Source organism: Umezawaea sp. NPDC059074, assembly GCF_042738955.1.
Lineage (GTDB): Bacteria > Actinomycetota > Actinomycetes > Mycobacteriales > Pseudonocardiaceae > Umezawaea.
Map to the genome: position 1 here is coordinate 1 of NZ_JBHYHC010000013.1, position 17,756 is coordinate 17,756.

General features: G+C 71.0%; 16 protein-coding genes. 7 read left to right on the forward strand and 9 right to left on the reverse strand.

Annotation, left to right across the window (positions count from 1 at the left end):
• The first annotated feature begins 191 nt into the window (after positions 1-191).
• Positions 192-995: a serine protease gene (locus ACFWW9_RS09065; protein WP_390373626.1), complete on the forward strand. Its 804-nt coding sequence runs from the start codon at positions 192-194 to the stop codon at positions 993-995.
• Here ACFWW9_RS09065 and ACFWW9_RS09070 read toward each other — a convergent pair.
• Entirely contained in the window at positions 989-2,251 is a 1,263-nt protein-coding gene (locus tag ACFWW9_RS09070) for a phospholipase (RefSeq protein WP_390373629.1), read from the reverse strand. The genes ACFWW9_RS09065 and ACFWW9_RS09070 overlap by 7 nt on opposite strands.
• A gap of 118 nt (positions 2,252-2,369) precedes the next feature.
• On the opposite strand from ACFWW9_RS09070, the gene ACFWW9_RS09075 reads away from it, so the two are divergent.
• A complete protein-coding gene (locus ACFWW9_RS09075) occupies positions 2,370-2,792 on the forward strand; it encodes a CoA-binding protein (protein ID WP_390373632.1) in 423 nt (140 codons plus the stop codon).
• Here ACFWW9_RS09075 and ACFWW9_RS09080 read toward each other — a convergent pair.
• Together ACFWW9_RS09080 and ACFWW9_RS09085 are read right to left on the reverse strand one after the other, a co-directional pair.
• On the reverse strand, positions 2,789-3,172 hold the full coding sequence (locus ACFWW9_RS09080) for a RidA family protein (RefSeq protein ID WP_390373635.1): 384 nt from the start codon (positions 3,170-3,172) through the stop codon (positions 2,789-2,791). The two genes, ACFWW9_RS09075 and ACFWW9_RS09080, sit on opposite strands and share 4 nt — an antisense overlap.
• A gap of 14 nt (positions 3,173-3,186) precedes the next feature.
• On the reverse strand, positions 3,187-3,558 hold the full coding sequence (locus ACFWW9_RS09085) for a PH domain-containing protein (RefSeq protein WP_390373638.1): 372 nt from the start codon (positions 3,556-3,558) through the stop codon (positions 3,187-3,189).
• Positions 3,559-3,679: 121 nt separating this feature from the next.
• Here ACFWW9_RS09085 and ACFWW9_RS09090 point away from each other — a divergent pair, with 121 nt between their 5' ends.
• A complete protein-coding gene (locus tag ACFWW9_RS09090; RefSeq protein WP_390373641.1) occupies positions 3,680-4,483 on the forward strand; it encodes an alpha/beta fold hydrolase in 804 nt (267 codons plus the stop codon).
• A gap of 20 nt (positions 4,484-4,503) precedes the next feature.
• Here ACFWW9_RS09090 and ACFWW9_RS09095 read toward each other — a convergent pair whose 3' ends face one another.
• Complete coding sequence (locus ACFWW9_RS09095; protein WP_390373644.1) at positions 4,504-6,483, reverse strand: amino acid transporter; 1,980 nt, start codon at positions 6,481-6,483, stop codon at positions 4,504-4,506.
• A gap of 181 nt (positions 6,484-6,664) precedes the next feature.
• Between ACFWW9_RS09095 and ACFWW9_RS09100 the strand changes: the two genes are divergently transcribed.
• Positions 6,665-8,026 (forward strand): pyridoxal phosphate-dependent decarboxylase family protein, encoded by a 1,362-nt coding sequence (locus ACFWW9_RS09100; RefSeq protein WP_390373647.1) that lies wholly within the window; start codon positions 6,665-6,667, stop codon positions 8,024-8,026.
• A gap of 196 nt (positions 8,027-8,222) precedes the next feature.
• Positions 8,223-10,367, forward strand: coding sequence for an ATP-binding protein (locus ACFWW9_RS09105; RefSeq protein WP_390373650.1), 2,145 nt, complete (start codon positions 8,223-8,225; stop codon positions 10,365-10,367).
• Positions 10,368-10,376: 9 nt separating this feature from the next.
• Here ACFWW9_RS09105 and ACFWW9_RS09110 read toward each other — a convergent pair whose 3' ends face one another.
• From ACFWW9_RS09110 to ACFWW9_RS09125, 4 genes are all read right to left on the reverse strand, one after another.
• Entirely contained in the window at positions 10,377-11,402 is a 1,026-nt protein-coding gene (locus ACFWW9_RS09110; RefSeq protein ID WP_390373653.1) for a hypothetical protein, read from the reverse strand.
• A gap of 141 nt (positions 11,403-11,543) precedes the next feature.
• The gene (locus ACFWW9_RS09115) at positions 11,544-12,287 is read right to left on the reverse strand and encodes a methyltransferase domain-containing protein (protein ID WP_390373656.1); all 744 of its coding nucleotides are present in this window, start codon (positions 12,285-12,287) and stop codon (positions 11,544-11,546) included.
• A 46-nt stretch (positions 12,288-12,333) separates the two neighbouring features.
• Entirely contained in the window at positions 12,334-12,927 is a 594-nt protein-coding gene (locus ACFWW9_RS09120; RefSeq protein ID WP_390373659.1) for a phosphoribosylanthranilate isomerase, read from the reverse strand.
• Positions 12,928-12,961: 34 nt separating this feature from the next.
• Positions 12,962-14,404: an Hsp70 family protein gene (locus ACFWW9_RS09125; protein WP_390373662.1), complete on the reverse strand. Its 1,443-nt coding sequence runs from the start codon at positions 14,402-14,404 to the stop codon at positions 12,962-12,964.
• A gap of 191 nt (positions 14,405-14,595) precedes the next feature.
• Here ACFWW9_RS09125 and ACFWW9_RS09130 point away from each other — a divergent pair, with 191 nt between their 5' ends.
• Both ACFWW9_RS09130 and ACFWW9_RS09135 read left to right on the forward strand, forming a co-directional pair.
• Positions 14,596-15,240, forward strand: coding sequence for a hypothetical protein (locus tag ACFWW9_RS09130; RefSeq protein WP_390373665.1), 645 nt, complete (start codon positions 14,596-14,598; stop codon positions 15,238-15,240).
• Positions 15,240-16,607, forward strand: coding sequence for a serine protease (locus tag ACFWW9_RS09135; RefSeq protein WP_390373668.1), 1,368 nt, complete (start codon positions 15,240-15,242; stop codon positions 16,605-16,607). The genes ACFWW9_RS09130 and ACFWW9_RS09135 overlap by 1 nt, the downstream gene beginning before the upstream one ends.
• A gap of 303 nt (positions 16,608-16,910) precedes the next feature.
• On the opposite strand, the gene ACFWW9_RS09140 is transcribed toward ACFWW9_RS09135, so the two are convergent.
• Positions 16,911-17,756 carry a hypothetical protein gene (locus ACFWW9_RS09140; protein ID WP_390373671.1) on the reverse strand — a complete coding sequence of 282 codons (846 nt, stop codon included), beginning with the start codon at positions 17,754-17,756 and terminating at the stop codon, positions 16,911-16,913.

The window sequence follows — 17,756 nt, forward strand, 5'->3', positions numbered from 1 at the left end:
AAAAACAACCGGGGGCCGGCCGGGGTGGGGGTTAAAAGAACCTGCCGGCATGGTGCGGTTGGTCCCGGTGCGAGTGCCGGCCGGGGGCCGGAAGATATTTGGTCTGGTCTCGTGCGGTGTGGGTAGAGATAGCCCGATCGAGCTAACCGGTTCGGTCGATGGGAGTGGGTTGGTGCTGGTTTGATGCTTTGATGATCAAGCGGGTGTTGGGTGTCGTTTCTGGTGTCGTGTTGGGCTTGGCTTTGGTTGCTGTGCCTGCTGATGCTGTGGTGGGGGTGGACTTCACCGGGACTGTTGCGTTGAGTGGGTGTTCTGGGGCTGTGGTGCGAACACCTGGGGCCAAGCCTGGGGATGCGGCGTTGGTGATGTCGAACGGGCACTGTGTGAAGTTGATGGCTGCTGGTGAGGTTGTTGTTGATCAGCCCAGTGATCGGACGTTCACGTTGCTCGACTCCAGCGGTAAGGGGACGTTGGGGACGTTGCGGGCTGTGTCTGTCGCTTACGCGACGATGACCGTCACTGACGTGTCGTTCTACCGGCTTGATCAGACCTACGCGCAGGTGGAGGCGTTGGGGGGTAAGGCTTTGGAGTTGTCCGGGCGGCGTGCTGGGGTGGGGGCGGACATTCGGGTCGTGTCCGGGTATTGGAAGCGGTTGTACTCGTGCAAGCTTGACGGGATCGCGCACGAGTTGCGTGAAGGTGCCTGGACCTGGGTTGATTCTATTCGGTACAGCGCGCCTTGCGACACGATCGGTGGTACTTCCGGGTCGCCGATCGTGGATGCCGCCTCCGGCAAGGTGGTGGGGGTGAACAACACCGTGAATGAGAACGGGAAGCGGTGTACGCAGAACAACCCCTGTGAAGTGGATGAGAACGGGGCTGTTTCCGTGCGGCGGGGGATTGGGTACGGGCAGCAGATCGCGCTTGCCGTGCCTTGCGTGGGCGCGGACAGCGTGTTCGTGCTGTCCGCGCCCGGATGCGGGTTGCCTCAGTAGCGGTAGGTGTTGAGGGTGTCCACTGCCGCCCTGGGGTTGCCCAGGTGGTAGTGGTCCACCGCCAGGAACGTGGGCTTCTTGCGGGCCGCCGGTTCGCAGAAGCGTTGGGCGCGGTTGGTGAGCTTGGTGTTGTCGTCCGTGACGGTGCCGGTCATGGGGACGTCGCGGAAGTGGTTCATCACGAACAGGGGGCGGAACGCGGACTCGGTGCGGGACAACGGGATGTCGCTCCACCTGCTGTAGCAGGACCAGTCGGAGGCGCCCACGCCCGAGCCCATGGACCAGTAGTTCTCCACGGTCCAGTCGCGTTGGTACTGGACACCTGAGCTGTCACGGCCGTCCGGGGAGTGGTCGGTGAAGATGAGCAGGCGTTGGTTGCGTGAACGCAGGTCGTCCATGGTGGGCCAGCCGTTCTGGCGGACGCCGGTCTGGTCGGGGCGGTAGAGGACGTTCTGGAGGCCGTTGACGCGGGCCAGTTCTGCGCGGAGGACGTCGGCTGAGACGTAGTCCTCGAGGAAGACCGTGACGAACTCGGACCTGTTGGTGTTGAGGAAGTCCACGATGCGCTGGATGTCCACCCACAGCGCCACGGGCTTGCTGACCAGGGTGCAGCTGTTGTGGCAGAGGATCGCGCCGTCCCCGGTCTGGTGGATGTCGAGCATGAAGCCGCGTACGCCGTCGGTGAGCTGTTGGGTGATGCCGCGGGCCTGGTTGGGGAACAGGTTCACGAACGGGGGTGCGAAGCCGCCGTCCACGCCGTTCGCGTAGGCGTTGTGGGTGGTGAGGAACGTGACCTGGTCGAGGGTGCGTTGGCCGTCCGGCAGGGCGGGTAGGCGGGGTGGCGTGACGGGGGTCAGGTACCACTGGTCTGCGCCCGTGCCGATTGCCAGCGGGGTGGCGGGTTTGAGGTAGCGGTCTGTGCCTGGGGCCTTGAGGCGTACGCGGTCGCCGTCTGCGGTGATCTCCCAGGTGGTGTCGGCGCTGTCGCAGGCGCGCATCGCGGCTTGGTCGCCGGAGCGGCCCAGGCAGCGGCCGCCTTCCTCCAGGCGGCCGTCGGAACGCAGGGTCCACTGCTGGTGGTCCTCGTTGCCCTTCGGGCGGTGCTGGTCGACGGAGTCGCCGGTGACGGCGGCGTTGAGGCCCGTGGTGACGCTTTGCAGGTAGTACTGACCTTGTGCGGGGACGTCGGCTCTGGCCGTGGGGACGATCAGGCCGGCCAGCAGGGTGGCGGCGACGGCTGAGCGGAAGACGCGCATGGAAGGTCCTCTCGGAGGCTTCGCGGCGGGGCAGGGTGCCGCCAGGATCACGCACCCGAGACGAATGCGAAAGTGTTTCATTAAATGTTCACACTCGGCCGAGACGTACGATCGATGGATGACGAACGAACCGTGGGGCGACCCGGACACCATCCGCGAGGTGCTCGCGAAGTGCGAGACGTGGGCGGTCGTCGGACTGGGCGACAACCCGTCGCGCGCGGCGTACGGGGTGGCGCGTTTCCTCCAGCAGCACGGGAAGCGCGTGGTGCCGGTGCACCCGAGCGCGGCGACCGTGCACGGCGAGCAGGGCTACGCGACGCTGGCGGACATCCCGTTCCCGGTCGACTGCGTGGACGTGTTCCGGCGGTCGAACAGCGCGGGCGCGTTCGTCGACGAGGCCATCGCGATCGGGGCGAAAGCGGTGTGGTTCCAGCTCGACGTGATCGACGAACTGGCGTTCGAGCGGGCCCGTGCGGCGGGGCTGTCCATGGTGATGGACCACTGCCCCGCCATCGAGTGGGCGGCTCGCGGGCCGCGCTAGCGCTTGCGGGCGGTGACCTCGATCTCGATGCGCATCCGGGGGTCGGCCAGGCCGACGGACATCATCGTGGCGGCCGGGCGGACGTCCGCGAACGTGCGGCGCAGGGCGGGCCAGCACGGTTCGAAGTCGGCCGGGTCCGGGAGCAGGTAGCGGACGCGGACGACGTCGGCGAACGTGCAGTCGGCCTCGGTGAGGGCCGCGGCGATGTTCCTCAGGCACTGCTCGGCCTGCTCGACGACGTCGTCGGCGATGGTCATCGTGGTGTAGTCGAAGCCGGTCGTGCCGGAGACGTGCACCCAGTCGCCGTCCACGACGGCGCGCGCGTAGCCGATCTGCTCCTCGAACGTGGACCCGGACAGGATGGCGCGGCGGTCTCCCATGCCGTCCAGCCTAGCTAGCGGGTGATGTGCCAGAGCACGACGTTGTGCACGTGGTGGGCCTTCTCCGAGCCGCGGAACTCGATCTCGTGCACGTGGGTGCCCGCCGTGACGGCGATGGCGGACGTGCTGAAGAAGCTGCCGCCCCAGCTCTTGTTCGACACCACGGCGACGCTGCTGATCTTCGAGTACGGCACCGAGACCAGCGCGGTCTTCTTCCCGATGAACGACTTGTCCTGGATGATCACCCGCAGGTCGGTGATGCCGATGAACCCGGTGCCCGTGCCGATGGCGTCGTAGACCGCGATGACCCGTTCGCCGTCCAGCAGACCGCTCACGATCTGCTCGTACTGCTCGCGCCGGTCGTAGGTCGGACCGTTCTTCGCCATCGAACCCCCTCGCTCGGTGTCCTCCCACCGTAACCGCAACCGCGGTGGGGTTGCCGAAGTCTCATCCGGGCCGCCGCAGGGCGCGTTGACATCGCCGACGACGCTGCCGTAAGCATTTGGCATGCCGTCCGCGCCGCTCAACGGGATCACCGTCAACTACCAGGTCGCCGGGGAGGGCGAGCTCGTCGTCCTGGTGATGGGCACCGGCAGCCCCGGCGGGGTGTGGCGCGCGCACCAGGTGCCCGCGCTGGTCGCCGCGGGGTACCGGGTCGCGACGTTCGACAACCGCGGCATCCCGCCGACCGACGAGTGCGCGGGCGGGTTCACCGTCGCGGACATGGTCGGCGACACCGCGGCGCTCATCGAGCACCTCGGCGGCGGCCCGGCGAGGGTCGCGGGCACGTCGCTCGGCGCGCGCGTGACGCAGGAGCTGGCGCTGGCGCGGCCGGACCTCGTGTCGCACGCGGCGCTGCTGGCCACCTACGGCCGCCCGGACCCGGTGCGCGACTCGTTGTCGTTGGGGGAACGGGAACTGCACGACGCGGGCGTGAAGCTGCCCGCCAAGTTCCACGCGGCGATCACCGCGCTGCGCTACCTGTCCCCCGCCACGCTCGTCGACCCCGTGCGGGCGCGGGACTGGCTCGACCTGTTCGAGTTCGGCGGCTCCTCCGTCGGCGCGGGCACGCGGGCCCAGATGGCGCTCAACGACTTCACCGACCGCCTCGCCGAGTACCGGCGGATCACCGTGCCGTGCCTGGTGATCGGCTTCACCGACGACCGCACGCTGCCGCCGCACCTGGCCCGCGAGGTCGCCGCCGCCATCCCCGGCTCGCGCTACACCGAGGTCGCCGACGCGGGCCACCTCGGCTACCTGGAGCAGCCCGCCGAGGTCAACCGGCTGCTGGTGGAGTTCTTCGCGTCCTAGGCCCTGCCGCGCAAGGGTTTTCAGCCGCCCACGTGGATGCCGGGGCGGCGGGCCGGGTCGTCGTCGCTCTTGCGCAGCACCTCGCGCACGACCGGGGCCGTGTCGCCGCGGCCGAGGATCAGGTAGCGGAACAGGTGGCCGAGCGGGCTGCCCTCGGACCACTCGAAGTAGCAGTGCGGGCGCACGCCCGTGGTGTCGCGCAACGACAGCAGGATCGCCGCGATGGCGTTCGGGGCGGCCGGGCTGTGGGCGCGCAGCACGCGGTGACCGCCGATCTCGACCCCGCGCACGCGCAGGACCTCGCTGAACTCCGACGGGTCGTCCACGTCGATCTCCAGGAACAGCACGTCCGCCTTGCCGGGCACCGGGTTCATCGCCCGCTGCTCGGTCTCCTTCGCGTCGTACTCCGCCTTGTCGCCCGCCTGCCTGCGGTTCGCGATCAGGTTCAGCGCGCCGTCGAACGCGATCGAGTCCGTCACGAACCGGCGCGCGGCCTCGTCGAACTCGAGCCGGTCGACGCGCAGCTCCGTCGTGCGGGACACGCGCGACACCAGCGACACGACCACGATGCCGAGGATGAACACGCCGGAGATTGCGATGCCGTCCGGCTTCTCGCGGACGTTCTCCGCCAGCGCGTACAGCAGCACGAGCGTCAGCACGGCGAACCCGACCGTGGCGCGCTTCTGCTTGCGCCGCACCGCCGAGATGGTCACGGCGACCGCGCCGGACACCATCATCGCCAGGATGCCGGTCGCGTACGCGCCCGCCTGGGCGTTGACGTCCGCGCCGAACGCGATCGTGATGAGCACGCTGATGACCGTGTAGACCAGCACGACCGGGCGCACGGCCCGGCCCCAGTCCGGCGCCATGCCGTAGGACGGCAGGTAGCGCGGCACGATGTTGATCAGGCCCGCCATCGCCGACGCGCCCGCGAACCACAGGATCAGGATGCTGCTGATGTCGTAGAGCGTGCCGAAGACGTTGCCGAGCTCCTGGTGCGCCAGGTAGGCGAGCGCGCGGCCGTTGGCCTCGCCGCCTTCCTTGAACGCGTCGGCCGGGATGAGGACGGTGGTGATGAAGCTGGTCAGCAGCAGGTAGACCGACATGATCAGCGCGGCGACCGTGAGCAGCTTGCGGGTGTTGCGGACCCGGCTCTCCAGCTTCTCCTCCGGCGTCTTCCCGTCCGCGGCGACCAGCGGCATCATGCTCACGCCGGTCTCGAACCCGGAGAGCCCCAGCACCAGCAACGGGAACGCGAGGATCGCGGGCCCGACCACGTCACCGATCCCGCCGCCCGCGGTCAGCGCGTCGAGCCAGCGCGACACGGCGTCCGGCGAGCCGATCACGTCGACCAGCCCCACCACGGCCACGACGGTGTTCAGCAGCAGGAACAGGCCCACCAACGGGATCGCGACCCCAACGGCCTCGCTGAACCCGAGCAGGAACACGCCGCCGAGGATCAGCAGCAGCACCACCGTGATGAGCACCGCGTGCCCGTGCAGGAAGCCCGGCAGGAACGGGTTCTCCAGCATGTGCACGGTCGCGTCGGCCGACGACAGGGTGATCGTGATGATCCACGACGTCGCCACGAAACCCAGCAGCACCAGCACGAACACCTTGCCGCGCCAGAACGGCAGCAGGTCCTCCAGCATCGCCACCGACCCCTGGCCGTGCGGGCTCTCCCGCGCCACGCGGCGGTACATCGGCAGCATGCCCAGCAGCGTCAGCAGCACGATCAGCAGCGTCGCCAACGGTGACAGCGCGCCCGCGGCGAGCGCGGCGATGCCGGGCAGGTAGGACAGCGTGGAGAAGTAGTCGACCCCGGTCAGGCACATGACCTTCCACCACGACTGCGGCGCGGCGTGCGACTCGTCCGCCTCCGGCCCGACCGGCTGCACCCGGTTCGCGAGCAGCCAGCGCGCCAGCGGGGTGCCGGGCGGCTTCGGCCGGACCGGCGAGTCGACGCTCTCGGGAACGACGAGTTCGGGCGTGGTGCTCATGGATCTCCTACCACCTGACCGGTCCGGCAAGTCCAGGCAAGGATGCCCGACCGGCCTCGTGGACGCTGGTCAGCCCCCGCCGTGCGCCCGCTTTGTCCGTCTGGAACGGCTCGGGTCACCGGTCCAGTTGTCGGGGATTGGCCCGCGACACCGACGTGCGACCCGTCCTATCGTCGGTTCCGTGCTGCCCGAACCGGAGTCGTTCCCCGCCGTCCTCGACACCGTCCACCGCTTCGCCGACCAGGCGTTGGCGGGCGTCGCCGACCGCCCCGTCGCCCACCCGCCCGCCCCCGTGGCGGCGTCGCCCCTGCCCGTGGCGGGGGTCGGGTTCGACGAGGCGCTGGCGACGTTCGCGCGCCGGTGGGAACCGGGCTTCTCCGGCAGCGCGGGACCGCGCTACCTGGGGTTCGTCACCGGCGGCGCGACCCCGGCCGCGCTCGCGGGCGACTGGCTGACCAGCACGTTCGACCAGAACGCCGTCGCGAGCGACTCCAGCGCCGTCGACCTGGAACGCGAGACCGTCGGCTGGCTGGCGGAGTTGTTCGGCCTCGGCGTCGAGCACACCGGCACGTTCGTGACCGGCGCCACGATGTCCAACTTCGTCGGCCTGGCGCTCGGCCGCCAGTGGCTGGGCGAGCAGCGGGGCATCTCGGTGGCGCACGCGGGCGTGCAGGCGCTGGGCCCGGTGCGCGTGCTTTCCGGCACGCCGCACTCCACGGTGTACAAGGCGCTGTCGATGCTGGGCATCGGCCGTGACCACGTCCACCACGTGCCGGTACAGCAGGACCGGGAAGCCGTGGATCTCGTGCACCTGCGCCGTGCGCTGGAGGCGCTGAACGGCACGCCCGCCATCGTCGTGGCCAACGCGGGCACGGTGAACACCGTCGACTTCGACGACCTCCGCGCGATCGCCGCCCTCCGCGACGAGTTCCCGTTCTGGCTGCACGTGGACGCCGCCTTCGGCGGCTTCGCCGCCCTGTCCCCCGCCCACGCCCACCTCGTGGACGGCATGGCGGAAGCCGACTCGGTGTGCGTGGACCTGCACAAGTGGCTCAACGTCCCCTACGACGCGGCGGTCCAGTTCACCCGCCACCAGTCCCTGCAACTCCCGATCTTCCAGAACGTCGGCCCGTACCTCCCCACCCCGACCGCGGGCGACCTCTTCCACCTCACCCCGGAGAGCAGCCGCAGACTCCGCGCCCTCCCGGCGTGGTTCACCCTGACCGCGTACGGCGCGGAGGGCCACCGAGCCATCGTCGAGAACAACATCGCCAACGCCCACCACCTGGCAGCCCGCCTCACCACGACCCCCGGCCACACCCTCCTGTCCCCGGTCAGCCTCAACGTCGTCTGCTTCACCCCACCGGGCGACGTGGCCGCCACGGCGCGGGCCATCACGGCGTCCGGGGAGGCCTTCGTGACGCCCACGGTGCTCCGGGGCGTGCCCGCGCTGCGGGCGGCGTTCAGCAATTGGCGGACCACGGAGGCGGACGTGGACCGCGTGTACGAGGCGATCGTGGCGGCGGGGAAGTCCGTGGAGTAGCGCGCCCCGAAGTCTTCGGTGGCACGAACTCGCCGATCCGGACTCGCGAAGCGGTTCCTTCTGCTAAATCTGGATCATCGCGGCGCTCGGGTGATCGGCTTCCGCCTGCCCGGCGGACGCCTGCCCACCCGGACCACCGCACTCGCGAGAGACGCCCACCGAAAGGCTGCCGATGCGCCCGCGGCGATTACCTCCGATGCGCGCGGAGACGACGAACGTCGTCAACGGCGCGTCGGGCCCGTCCCTGCAGGCGGGTGCCGTCCACGGTGACGTCCACCTGCACTCGGACCACCGGCCCGATCTCGTCGCACCCCACCAGTTACCCGCGCCCACCAGGGCGTTCGCGGGCCGCGGCCACGAACTGGCCGCGCTCACCTCGGCGGTCGACCGGGATCCCGACGGGTCCACGACCGTGGCCATCTCCGCGATCGGCGGAATGGGCGGCGTGGGCAAGACCTGCCTGGCCCTGCACTGGGCGCACCGCAATCGCCACCGCTTCCCCGACGGCCAGTTGTACGTCAACCTCCGCGGCTTCGATCCCGGAGGGAAACCCATGGCGGCCGCTGTCGCGGTTCGCGGTTTCCTGGACGCGTTGAACGTCCCTCCCGAGTCCATCCCCGCCGACGTCGACGCCCAAGCGGCCCTGTACCGCAGCGCGGTCAGCGGACGCAGGATGCTGATCGTGCTGGACAACGCGCGGGACGCGGACCAGGTGGTCCCCCTGCTGCCCGGCAGCGCGGCCTGCACGGTCCTCGTCACCAGCCGCCGCAGGCTGGTGTCGTTGGCCACCGGCCAAGGCGCGCACCTGATCTCCCTGGACGTCCTGGCGGCCGAGGAAGCCGTTGACCTCCTCGTCGGCCACGTCGGCCGCGCCCGCGTCGACGCCGATCCCGAAGCGGTCCGGGACCTGATCGCCCTCAGCGGAGGACTTCCGCTCGCGTTGAGCATCGTCGGCGGCCGAGCCGCCGCGCACAGCACCTTCCCGCTCGGGGAGTTCGCGGCGGAACTGCGCGACGCCCGACGGCGCTTGGACGTGCTGGGCAACGACGACGTCCGCTCCGATCTCCGGGCCGTCTTCGAGTGGTCGTACCTGGCGCTGCGGCCCGTCGAGGCCCGGTTGTTCCGGCTGCTGGGAACGGTCGGCTCGCCCGACATCACCAGGGACGCCGCCGCGGGCCTCGCGGGGCTGGACACCGACGAGACGGCGAGGCTCCTGCGCGGCCTGGTGAACGCGAACCTGGTCGAGAACCACGAGCCGCGGCGGTTCCGCCTGCACGACCTCGTCCGCCTGTACGCGGCCGAGAAGGCGGGCGAGGTCGAGACCGACGCGGACCTGGCCGGGGCTCAGCGGCGTTGGGTGGACTTCCACCTGCACAGCGCGGCCGCCGCCTCCGCGTGCCTCGACCCGCAGCGCCAGCGGACCGCGCTGGAGCCTCCCGACGCGGGCTGCACGCCCGTCGCCTTCACGGCCCGCCCGGAAGCGTTGGCGTGGCTCGACTCCGAGCACGCGTGCCTGCTCGCGGCGGGGAAGGTCGCGGTGCGCCACGGCTGGCACGCGCGCGTGTGGAACCTGGCGTTCGCCCTCGACACCTTCCACTGGCGGCGCGGGCACGTCCACGACCACGTGGCCACCTGGCGCGACGCGCTCGCGTCGGCGTCGCTCTTGGGCGACCCCGGCGTCGAGGGCAGGGCACACCGCTACCTGGGCTTCGCCTGCTCGAGGGCGGGCCACCACGACGAGGCGGTGCGACACCTGACGACCGCACTCAACCTCGGGAAGCAGGTGGGGGACATTCGGGAGCAAGCCCGTGCCCGTCAGGACCTGGCCCACGCGTGGGAACGCCAAGGCCTCTTCCGCCTCGCCCTGCACCAAGCGCTGCTGGCGTGGCCGCTCTTCCAACTGGCGGGCGCGCCGGTGTGGGAGGCGCGCGCCCTGAGCCTGGCGGGCCTCTACCACTTCCGCCTCGGTGAGCACGGCGAGGCGCGACGGCTGTGCGAGCGGTCGCTCACCCTGTCGAAGCTCCACGGGGACCTCGACGGCGACGCCGCGACACTCCACTGCCTCGGCGACATCTCGCACCACTCCGGCGAGCGCGCACGGGCCGCCGAACTCTACGAGGAGGCGCTGGCGCTGAGGACGCGGCTCGGCAACGACTACGGGGCCGCGGAGAGCGCCGAGGGGCTGGGCCGTTCGCTGGTCCTGCTGGGCAGGCGCGACGAGGCGGTAGAACCGCTCGGCCACGCCGCGCGCCTCTACCGGTCGCAGAACCGGGTCGCCGAGGCGGACGTCGTCGAGAAGCTGATCCGGACCTTGCTGGACAGGCCGTCCACAGCACGCTGACGGCGGGGATCAGACCTCGTCGTTCCAGATCGGCAGCATGTGCTCGCGGCGCGCCGCGGAGGCCTCCACCCTGGTGAAGGTGGCCTGGTCGGTGCGGAAGACGCAGTCGATCCCGAGCCTGTTCAGGAACTCCACGTCCTGGTCCGCGGGGCGGAGGGGGAACAGGGCGGTCAACCGGGCGACCCGGTTCGGGCACCACTGGGCGTAGTGCAGGAGTTGCGCCACGGCCTGCCGCACGCGTTCGCGGGTCGCGCCGCCCTTCGCCTCGATGATCTCGGCTCCGTCCGGGTCCGCGACGTACATGTCGGAGATGCCCGCGGGCGACACGAACCTCTTGAACGACACGTCGACGTTGGCCTTGGCGTACTCGTCCACCAGGATCGACTCGCCTCGGTGGACGGAGATGGTCCTCGAGGGCGCGTGGTACGTCGTGCTGGTCTTGTGGGTCTTCTCCAACTCGACCGCGAGACCTTCCTCAAGCCGCGTCTGGATCCGCCGCTCCTGGTCGAGGACCTCCTCGACCGAGCTGGCGGTCACGATGTCCAGGCCGCTGATCACCTTGTCCACCAGCACGGGGTCCGCGACGAGTTCCCCGGACCGGAACGGTCCGACGAGCGCGCCGTCGGTCGCCCGCTCGAGCTGCGAGTACGGGATGGCGACGTCCTCGAGGAGCCCGAGCAGGCTGAAGACGTTGACGAAGCTGTCCTCCGTCGGCGACTCGCGCCAGAGGGCGTCGGCGAAGGCCTGGTTCCGGAAGCTCGCGCCCAGCTCCCCGATGGCCCGGATGTGGTTCTTCCACGTGAAGAGGACGACGTCGCCGGTGGCGACCGTGCTCATCTCCTCGTCGAGGAACGGGCGGGTGCCCCAGAATCGCGCCTTGCCGGTGGGGTGCAACAACTCCAGCCGGGACCGTTCGTCCTCGGTGAGAGCGGACAGGTACTTCCGGGCGCTGAAGTCGACCTCCGCGTGCAGGGTCTTCTTCCGGTTCCGCGCGGCCTCGGCGTTCGCCACCGGCTGGATCAGCACACGAGGCATTCGTCCCCCACCCGTCGGTCTCACCGTCGATCGGCACCGAACGACAGTGCAACCTCGATCGGATGAATGGTCGCATAAGTTGACCAAGGGGAAACGACGAACCCGGTCGGGTGACGTCCGACGCCGGTCACCTTCCGCTGCTCACCCCGGCACACCGACCACCACCACGTGCAGGGTCACCGAAGCCAGGAATGGGCCGGTGGTCAGGGCTTTCAGCCACTCGGCGCCGGCCTGGGGGTCCAGGTGGCCCGCGTTGATGGCGCGGGTGGTGTTGCGGGTCAGGGCGAAGAGGCGGTTTGCCGTGGGGAAGTCGCGGAAGACCGGGGTGGTGGCTGTGGCCGAGTGGACCGTCAAGCCTGCTTGTTCGGAGAGGCGGGGTAGTTGGCGGCCGATGGTGGCGTTGCGGACCACGTCGGTGCGGAGGTGGCGGGTGAAGGCCCTCGTGGTGTCGGGGTCGCCCGGGTCTGTGGTGAGGGTTTCCCAGTCGGGTTCGGCCAAGGCGGCCAGGGCGTGGGGGCGGAGTACGCGGTGGAGTTCGGTGAGGACCGCGAGGGGGGACGTCACGTGCTGGAGTACGCGGTCCACGCGGGCGCGGTCGATGGTGTTGTCGTCCAAGGGGAGGGCGTGGGCGTCGGCGGTGAGGACGCGGACGTTCGGTAGTGCCGCTGTTCTGCGGGTGGCCTCGGTGGTCATGGTCGGGTCGTGGTCCACGCCGATCACGGTGTCCGCCAAGGCCGCCAGGGCGGGGAGGTCGGTGCCGGGGCCGCAGCCCACGTCCAGGACGGTGTGGTCGAGGGACGGGGAGAGGGCCTTGAGCAGGGCCTGTTTGTAGGACCGGCCCGCGGGTGTGGTCGCCACGTGGTCGAGGTAAGCGATGTCGGCCATGTGCCCAGCCAACCAGCGGGATGTGGAGGAAGTGCGGAGGAACCGGTCAGGCTTCGCGGGCGGCTGTCACGAAGGCGCGCATGAGGGTGTGGTCCTTGACGCCCCTGCTGGACTCGATGCCGCTGGACACGTCCACGCCCCACGGGCGGGTCCGCTTGATCGCCTCGGCAACGGTGGTCGTCGTGAGGCCGCCCGCGAGCAGCCAGTGGCCTTCGAGGCGGGTGTCGGTGTCGAGCTCCCACGTGTGGCCGGAGCCGGGGATCGGGGAGTCCAGGAGCAGCAGGTCCTCGCCGTAGGCGCCGACGCGGAGGTCCGTGTCCGGCTTGAGGGAGGTGGCGCGGATCAGCTTCACCGGGAGGTCGGCCAACTCGGTGAACGCCTCGCGCGGGTAGTCGCCGTGCAGCTGGATCGCGCCCACGCCCGCCGCGACGGCCAGGTCGGCCGCTTCCAGGGCAGGCACGCCCGCGAAGACGCCGACCGTCAGCACCTCCGGCGGCACGGCGGCCACCAGGCGTTTCGCCGTGTCGAGGTCGACCTGCCTGGCGCTCGTGGTGAACACGAACCCGATCGCGTCCGCGCCCGCGTCGACGGCCACCTCGACGTCGGCCCCGGTGCGCAGGCCGCACAGCTTCACGTACATGGGCCCGACCGTACCGGGTTCGGGAAAGCGCACGTCAGCCCACCTCCAGCGCGCGGATCTTGGCGGTGGCGCGGTCCCGTTCGAGGTCGTCCATGTTCGCCGCGTCGACCGGGCCCTCGCACCCCCCGACGGACACCGCCTGGTCGTGGTCGTAGGCGAACGTCACGTCCACGAGCGCGCCCGCGGCGTGCGGCGGGATCGGCAGCACCTGCTCGCCGAGGACCTTCACGTAGTCGCCGCACCCCTGCGTCACCCGCACCCGGAGTTCGGTCTCGTCGGCGACGGTCCGGAACCGGGTGGTCAGCCTCGCCGGGATCCGGGCGTTGGGCGGGATGACGACCACGTTCTCGACCCGCTGCGACGTCTCGGACCGCACGAGCGCGCCGAGCCCCTGCGACGTCACGTCCCGCACGCTGATCCCCCGGCCGAACGGCCCGTCGTCGACGAGGTGCGCCTGCACGGCCGCGCCGAGCGCGACGACCTCCTCCGGGTCGCCGAACGGCTCGACCTCCTTGCCGGACAGGCGTTCCACCAGCTCGCGGACCATCGGCATCCGGGTCGAGCCGCCCGCGAGCAGCAACCGGTCGACGTCCGGCCACCGCAGCCCCGCGTCGCCCACGACCGACTCGGCGAGTTCCCCCACCCGGTCCAGCAGCCTGGACGTGCTGTCCTCGAACTCGGCCCTGGTGAGGTCGACTTCCCTCGTCACCCCGTCCGCCGTGAGCACGACCCGCGTCTCCGGAACCCTGGTCAGCTCCCACTTCGCCGCCTCGGCCCGGTCCCGCAGGTCCGCCTCGGTGCGCTCGTCGTCGAACAGGTTCGGCCCGCCCGCCTCCCCGAACCGGCGGTTGAGCAGCGCCATCAGCTCGTCGTCCCAGTCGAGCCCGCCGAGGTTGCGGTCGCCGCTCGTCGCCAACGTCTCGAAGTCGCCGTCGTGGATGCGCAGCGCCGTCACGTCGACCGTGCCGCCGCCGAGGTCGCACACCAGCACGGTGCCGTCGACGCCGTAGGCGAGCGCCGCCGCCGTAGGCTCGTTGAGGACCCGGCGCACGGTCAGGCCGGCGATGGCCCCCGCGTCCTTGGTCGCCCGCCGCGCGCCGTCGTCGAAGTGCGCGGGCACGGTGATCACCGCGTCCGTCACGGGACCGCCGAGGTGCCGTTCGGCGTCCTCCTTGAGGCGCTTGAGGATGATCGCGGAGATCTCCTCCGGCCGGAACGACTCCCCGCGCGTCGTCTCGAACCGCCACGCCGACTCGCCCATGCCCCGCTTCGCGTACCGCGCCACGTCCAGCGGCGCCGACGCCGCCGACCGGGCCGCCGTCGTCCCGACGAGCGTCGTGCCCGCCCGGAACAGCACCACCGACGGCGTGCTGCTCTCGCCCTCGCGGTTCGGGATGATCTCCGGCACGCCGCGGTCGTTGATCCGGGCGGCCGCGGAACACGTGGTCCCCAGGTCGATCCCGATCAGATGGCCCACCGCCGACACCTCCGTTTGGCTCTCCCCTTCAGGAATCGCCTGCTCAGGGGCTTTGTTACCGTCCACGTTCTGACCAACTTCCGTCCACTGGGACAGCGAAGTCGTTGCGGGGCACGGGTCGGCGGTGAATTCCCGGAAACTTCCGGCTCGCGGGTGAACTGGAGCGGCGCCCGGCTCACTAGCCTGGAAAGGTGAACGATTCGCCTCGGTTAGCGGGCAGATCAGCCGTCGCGGTGTTGATCACCGTCATCTCCGGCGCGGTGGGGTTGGCCGTGCCGTCGACCGCCGCCGTGCTGTCGCGAAAAGCTCCGGAACGGTGCTGTGCGGCCGTTTCCGGCACGAGCCGGGTCACGCCGACGCCGCTGCCGACCACCACCCGCCCCGCGGGACCGCCGCTGTGCCTGATCGGCTCGTGGCGCACGGTCGACGAGACCTTCATGATCCAGTTCTACACCGGTGTCGCGAAGATCCGGTTCACCGGCAAGGGCCGCGTGCTCGAGTTCCGACCGGACGGGACGGCGAGCGAGAAGCAGACCGACCTCGTCCTCACCGGGACCTACCAGGGCAACGAGGTGCGCATGGTCGGCAACGGCACCTCCGAGCTGACGTGGACCGCGACCGACCGGGCGATCACCTACCCCGCCAGGACCCGCACCGACATCACCTGGGCCTCCTACGACCAGCGCGGCCTGATCGGCACCTGGACGGGGCAGCCGGAACCGGCGCTCAACGAGGTCGACGACTACGTCTGCTCCGGGGACACGGTGGTGGAGAGCAGTTCCACCGGCTACACCTCGCACTGGGTGCGGACCTCGGCGTACGGGACGTACGGCTGATGGCCGCGACGGCGGCGCTGTGCGGGGCGGCCGCGCTCGTGCTGACCATCGCGGCGCCCGCGGCCGCAGACCGGGAGGAGCACGCGGCGGCCGTGGCGCGCTCGGGAATCGTGCTGGTGACGGTGAAGTGGCACGGCTGGGTGCGGGACAAGACCACCGGCGAGGTGTTCGGCGGGGTCGACGGCTACACCGTCGAGGGGTCCTGCGGTGGCGCCGTCGTCGACCCGGACGGGTACGTGGCGACCGCGAGCCACTGCGTCCACACCGGACCCGAGGGCGGCGCGGGGCTGCTGTTCGACGCGGCATTGGCCGACCTCGCCCGCGTCGGCCGGGTCGGCGACCCGGTCAAGGCCAAGCAGGCGATGGTGGAGCACGCGCTCGCCGAGGGCGCGGTCCGCGACCGGCCGGTCGACCGGCTGATCGAGGTCGAGCGGCCGGAGGTCGACGCCGACGGGAATCCAACGTGGGACGTCGCCCCGGCCACCGTGGTGGACCTGGTCGCGCCCGCGGACGGCGATGTCGCCGTGCTCAAGGTGCCGCGCGACCACCTGCCCGCGCTGGAGGTCCGGTCCGACGAGCCGCCGGTCGGCACGTCCGTGCTGGCCGTCGGCTACCCGGACCCGGACGACCGGACGCGGGAGCCCAGCGCCCGCGCCGGGCGGCTGGCCGCGCACCGGGTGCTGCGCGACCGCCCGTTCCACGAGGTCACCGCCAAGACGACACCGCAGATGGACGGCAGCCCGGTGGTCGACGAGCAGGGCCGCGTGGTGGGAGTCGTGAGCCGCGACTCGCTGGCCGCCACCTCGGCGACCCTGGTGGACCTGTTGCGCGGCAAGGGGATCGGCGGCGCGCTGGGCGTGGCGGATCGCGACTTCCGGACCGGGCTCGACCGGTACTTCGCCGACGACCTCGACGGGGCGGTCGACTACCTCGACGCCGTCCTGGCCATCGACCCGGCGCACCGGCAGGCGTCGGAGTACCGGCGGCTGGCGACGGAGAAGGGCGGGGCCGCCGGTCGCGGCCCCGCCCTTCCTCTCGTGCTCTCGGTGCTCGGGTGGAGCATCGCCGCGGCCGTGGCCGCGGCGCTGGTCCTCGTCTGGCGGCAGGGGCGCCCTCCGTCCGTTGTGGACACACCCCCGCTCGGTCTACCAGTTGCTCTCGGCGTTGAGCCAGAGCCCGACGGCGAAGGCGACGCCGATCAGGCTCAACGGCGAGAACGCGCCCTCGCTGATGACGAGGCCGATGACCAGGCTGAGGCACACGGTGCCGACGTAGAGCCGGGGTCCCCAGCGCCGGGTGGCCCAGGCGCCGCCGAGGGCGATCAGCGCGACGACGCTGGCGAACGTCACGAAGACCACCGCGCGTAGTTCCATGTCGTCGTACCGGGAACCGTGGTCGGACCAGTCGGCCCAGCCGACGATCCCGAGCACCAGCCCGAAGACGTTGGACAGGGTGAGGTAGGAGAGCAGGACGATCATGCCCTTGCTCTTCTTGGCGCGCGGCTCCGGCGCGGACGCGGCGGACTGTTCGGAGGTGTGGGGCTGGATCATGGCGGCGGTCCTTCCGGAAAACGGCGTGGCGCCACGCCGGAAGCCGAATCCGGGCACGGCGGAACGTCGTGGGAGAGTGGGTTTTCCGACCGGAGTGCGGTCGTTCGCGTGCTTCGAAGGCTAGGGAGCGGCGGGGTGGCCCGGCGAGGCCTGCGGGGGTGGAAGTTTCCGGTTCCGGGCGGCCCGCTCGACCTCCGCGAGGTCGTGGGCCGTGACGAGGCGGGTCTCCGCCGCCCGGCGGGCGACCGCGAACCGGGTGTTCTGCAACCGGCCGGCGTGCTGCGCGAGGAACGGGTCGTCGCGGCCGCCGAACGCGATGGCCGAGATGGTCCGGATGGCCTCGTCGACCCGTTGCGCCCGGTGGAGGTTCCACGCGTAGCCGTGCCACTCCAGCACGCGCTCGTGGATCTCCCGGTTGGACGGCGGTCGCGGGTAGTCGTCCTTGCCGACGAGCCACGGCTCGGTCAGCGCCAGCGCCACGAACCAGTCCCGCCCGTGCCGGACCAGCCCCGGCCCGGTCCTGGTGTCCTCGCCCTCCGGAACCCCTTGCACGCCAAAGCGTTCCGCTCGGGTGGGCTCGACGTCGACGCTGATCAGCAGGTCGACGAGTCCGCCGTCCTCGGCGACCCGGCCGAGCAGCACGGCGAGCTGGTTCTCCCCGTCGTCCAGCAGCGCGGACACCGACCGGGTCATGATCACCCGACGCGCGCCGCCGGGCGCGTCGAACAGCCCCGAAAGCTGCGCCTCCCCCGCGCCAAGCCAGGTCAGCGTCACGGTGTCCGCGCCGACCACCAGCTCGCCCACGAGCCGCGACACGTGCGGCGCGCAGTCCGGCAGCGTCAGCGCGGCCCGCCCCGGACGGCTCGGGTCGAGCGCGAAGTGCGGCGCCCGCCCGAACAGCAGCGACTGCCCCGGCCGCAGCACGACGGAGGCCACCCCGGTTCCCCGGACGACGACCGTCGGCAT

What these genes read in the sequence shown, in the direction of transcription:
- ACFWW9_RS09135 (WP_390373668.1), top strand. Translation starts at nt 15,240, where the DNA reads ATGGCCGCGACGGCGGCGCTGTGCGGGGCGGCCGCGCTCGTGCTGACC.
- ACFWW9_RS09090 (WP_390373641.1), top strand. Translation starts at nt 3,680, where the DNA reads ATGCCGTCCGCGCCGCTCAACGGGATCACCGTCAACTACCAGGTCGCC.
- ACFWW9_RS09075 (WP_390373632.1), top strand. Translation starts at nt 2,370, where the DNA reads ATGACGAACGAACCGTGGGGCGACCCGGACACCATCCGCGAGGTGCTC.
- ACFWW9_RS09095 (WP_390373644.1), bottom strand. Translation starts at nt 6,483, where the DNA reads ATGAGCACCACGCCCGAACTCGTCGTTCCCGAGAGCGTCGACTCGCCG.
- ACFWW9_RS09080 (WP_390373635.1), bottom strand. Translation starts at nt 3,172, where the DNA reads ATGGGAGACCGCCGCGCCATCCTGTCCGGGTCCACGTTCGAGGAGCAG.
- ACFWW9_RS09065 (WP_390373626.1), top strand. Translation starts at nt 192, where the DNA reads ATGATCAAGCGGGTGTTGGGTGTCGTTTCTGGTGTCGTGTTGGGCTTG.
- ACFWW9_RS09105 (WP_390373650.1), top strand. Translation starts at nt 8,223, where the DNA reads ATGCGCGCGGAGACGACGAACGTCGTCAACGGCGCGTCGGGCCCGTCC.
- ACFWW9_RS09140 (WP_390373671.1), bottom strand. Translation starts at nt 17,756, where the DNA reads ATGCCGACGGTCGTCGTCCGGGGAACCGGGGTGGCCTCCGTCGTGCTG.
- ACFWW9_RS09115 (WP_390373656.1), bottom strand. Translation starts at nt 12,287, where the DNA reads ATGGCCGACATCGCTTACCTCGACCACGTGGCGACCACACCCGCGGGC.
- ACFWW9_RS09070 (WP_390373629.1), bottom strand. Translation starts at nt 2,251, where the DNA reads ATGCGCGTCTTCCGCTCAGCCGTCGCCGCCACCCTGCTGGCCGGCCTG.
- ACFWW9_RS09110 (WP_390373653.1), bottom strand. Translation starts at nt 11,402, where the DNA reads ATGCCTCGTGTGCTGATCCAGCCGGTGGCGAACGCCGAGGCCGCGCGG.
- ACFWW9_RS09085 (WP_390373638.1), bottom strand. Translation starts at nt 3,558, where the DNA reads ATGGCGAAGAACGGTCCGACCTACGACCGGCGCGAGCAGTACGAGCAG.
- ACFWW9_RS09120 (WP_390373659.1), bottom strand. Translation starts at nt 12,927, where the DNA reads ATGTACGTGAAGCTGTGCGGCCTGCGCACCGGGGCCGACGTCGAGGTG.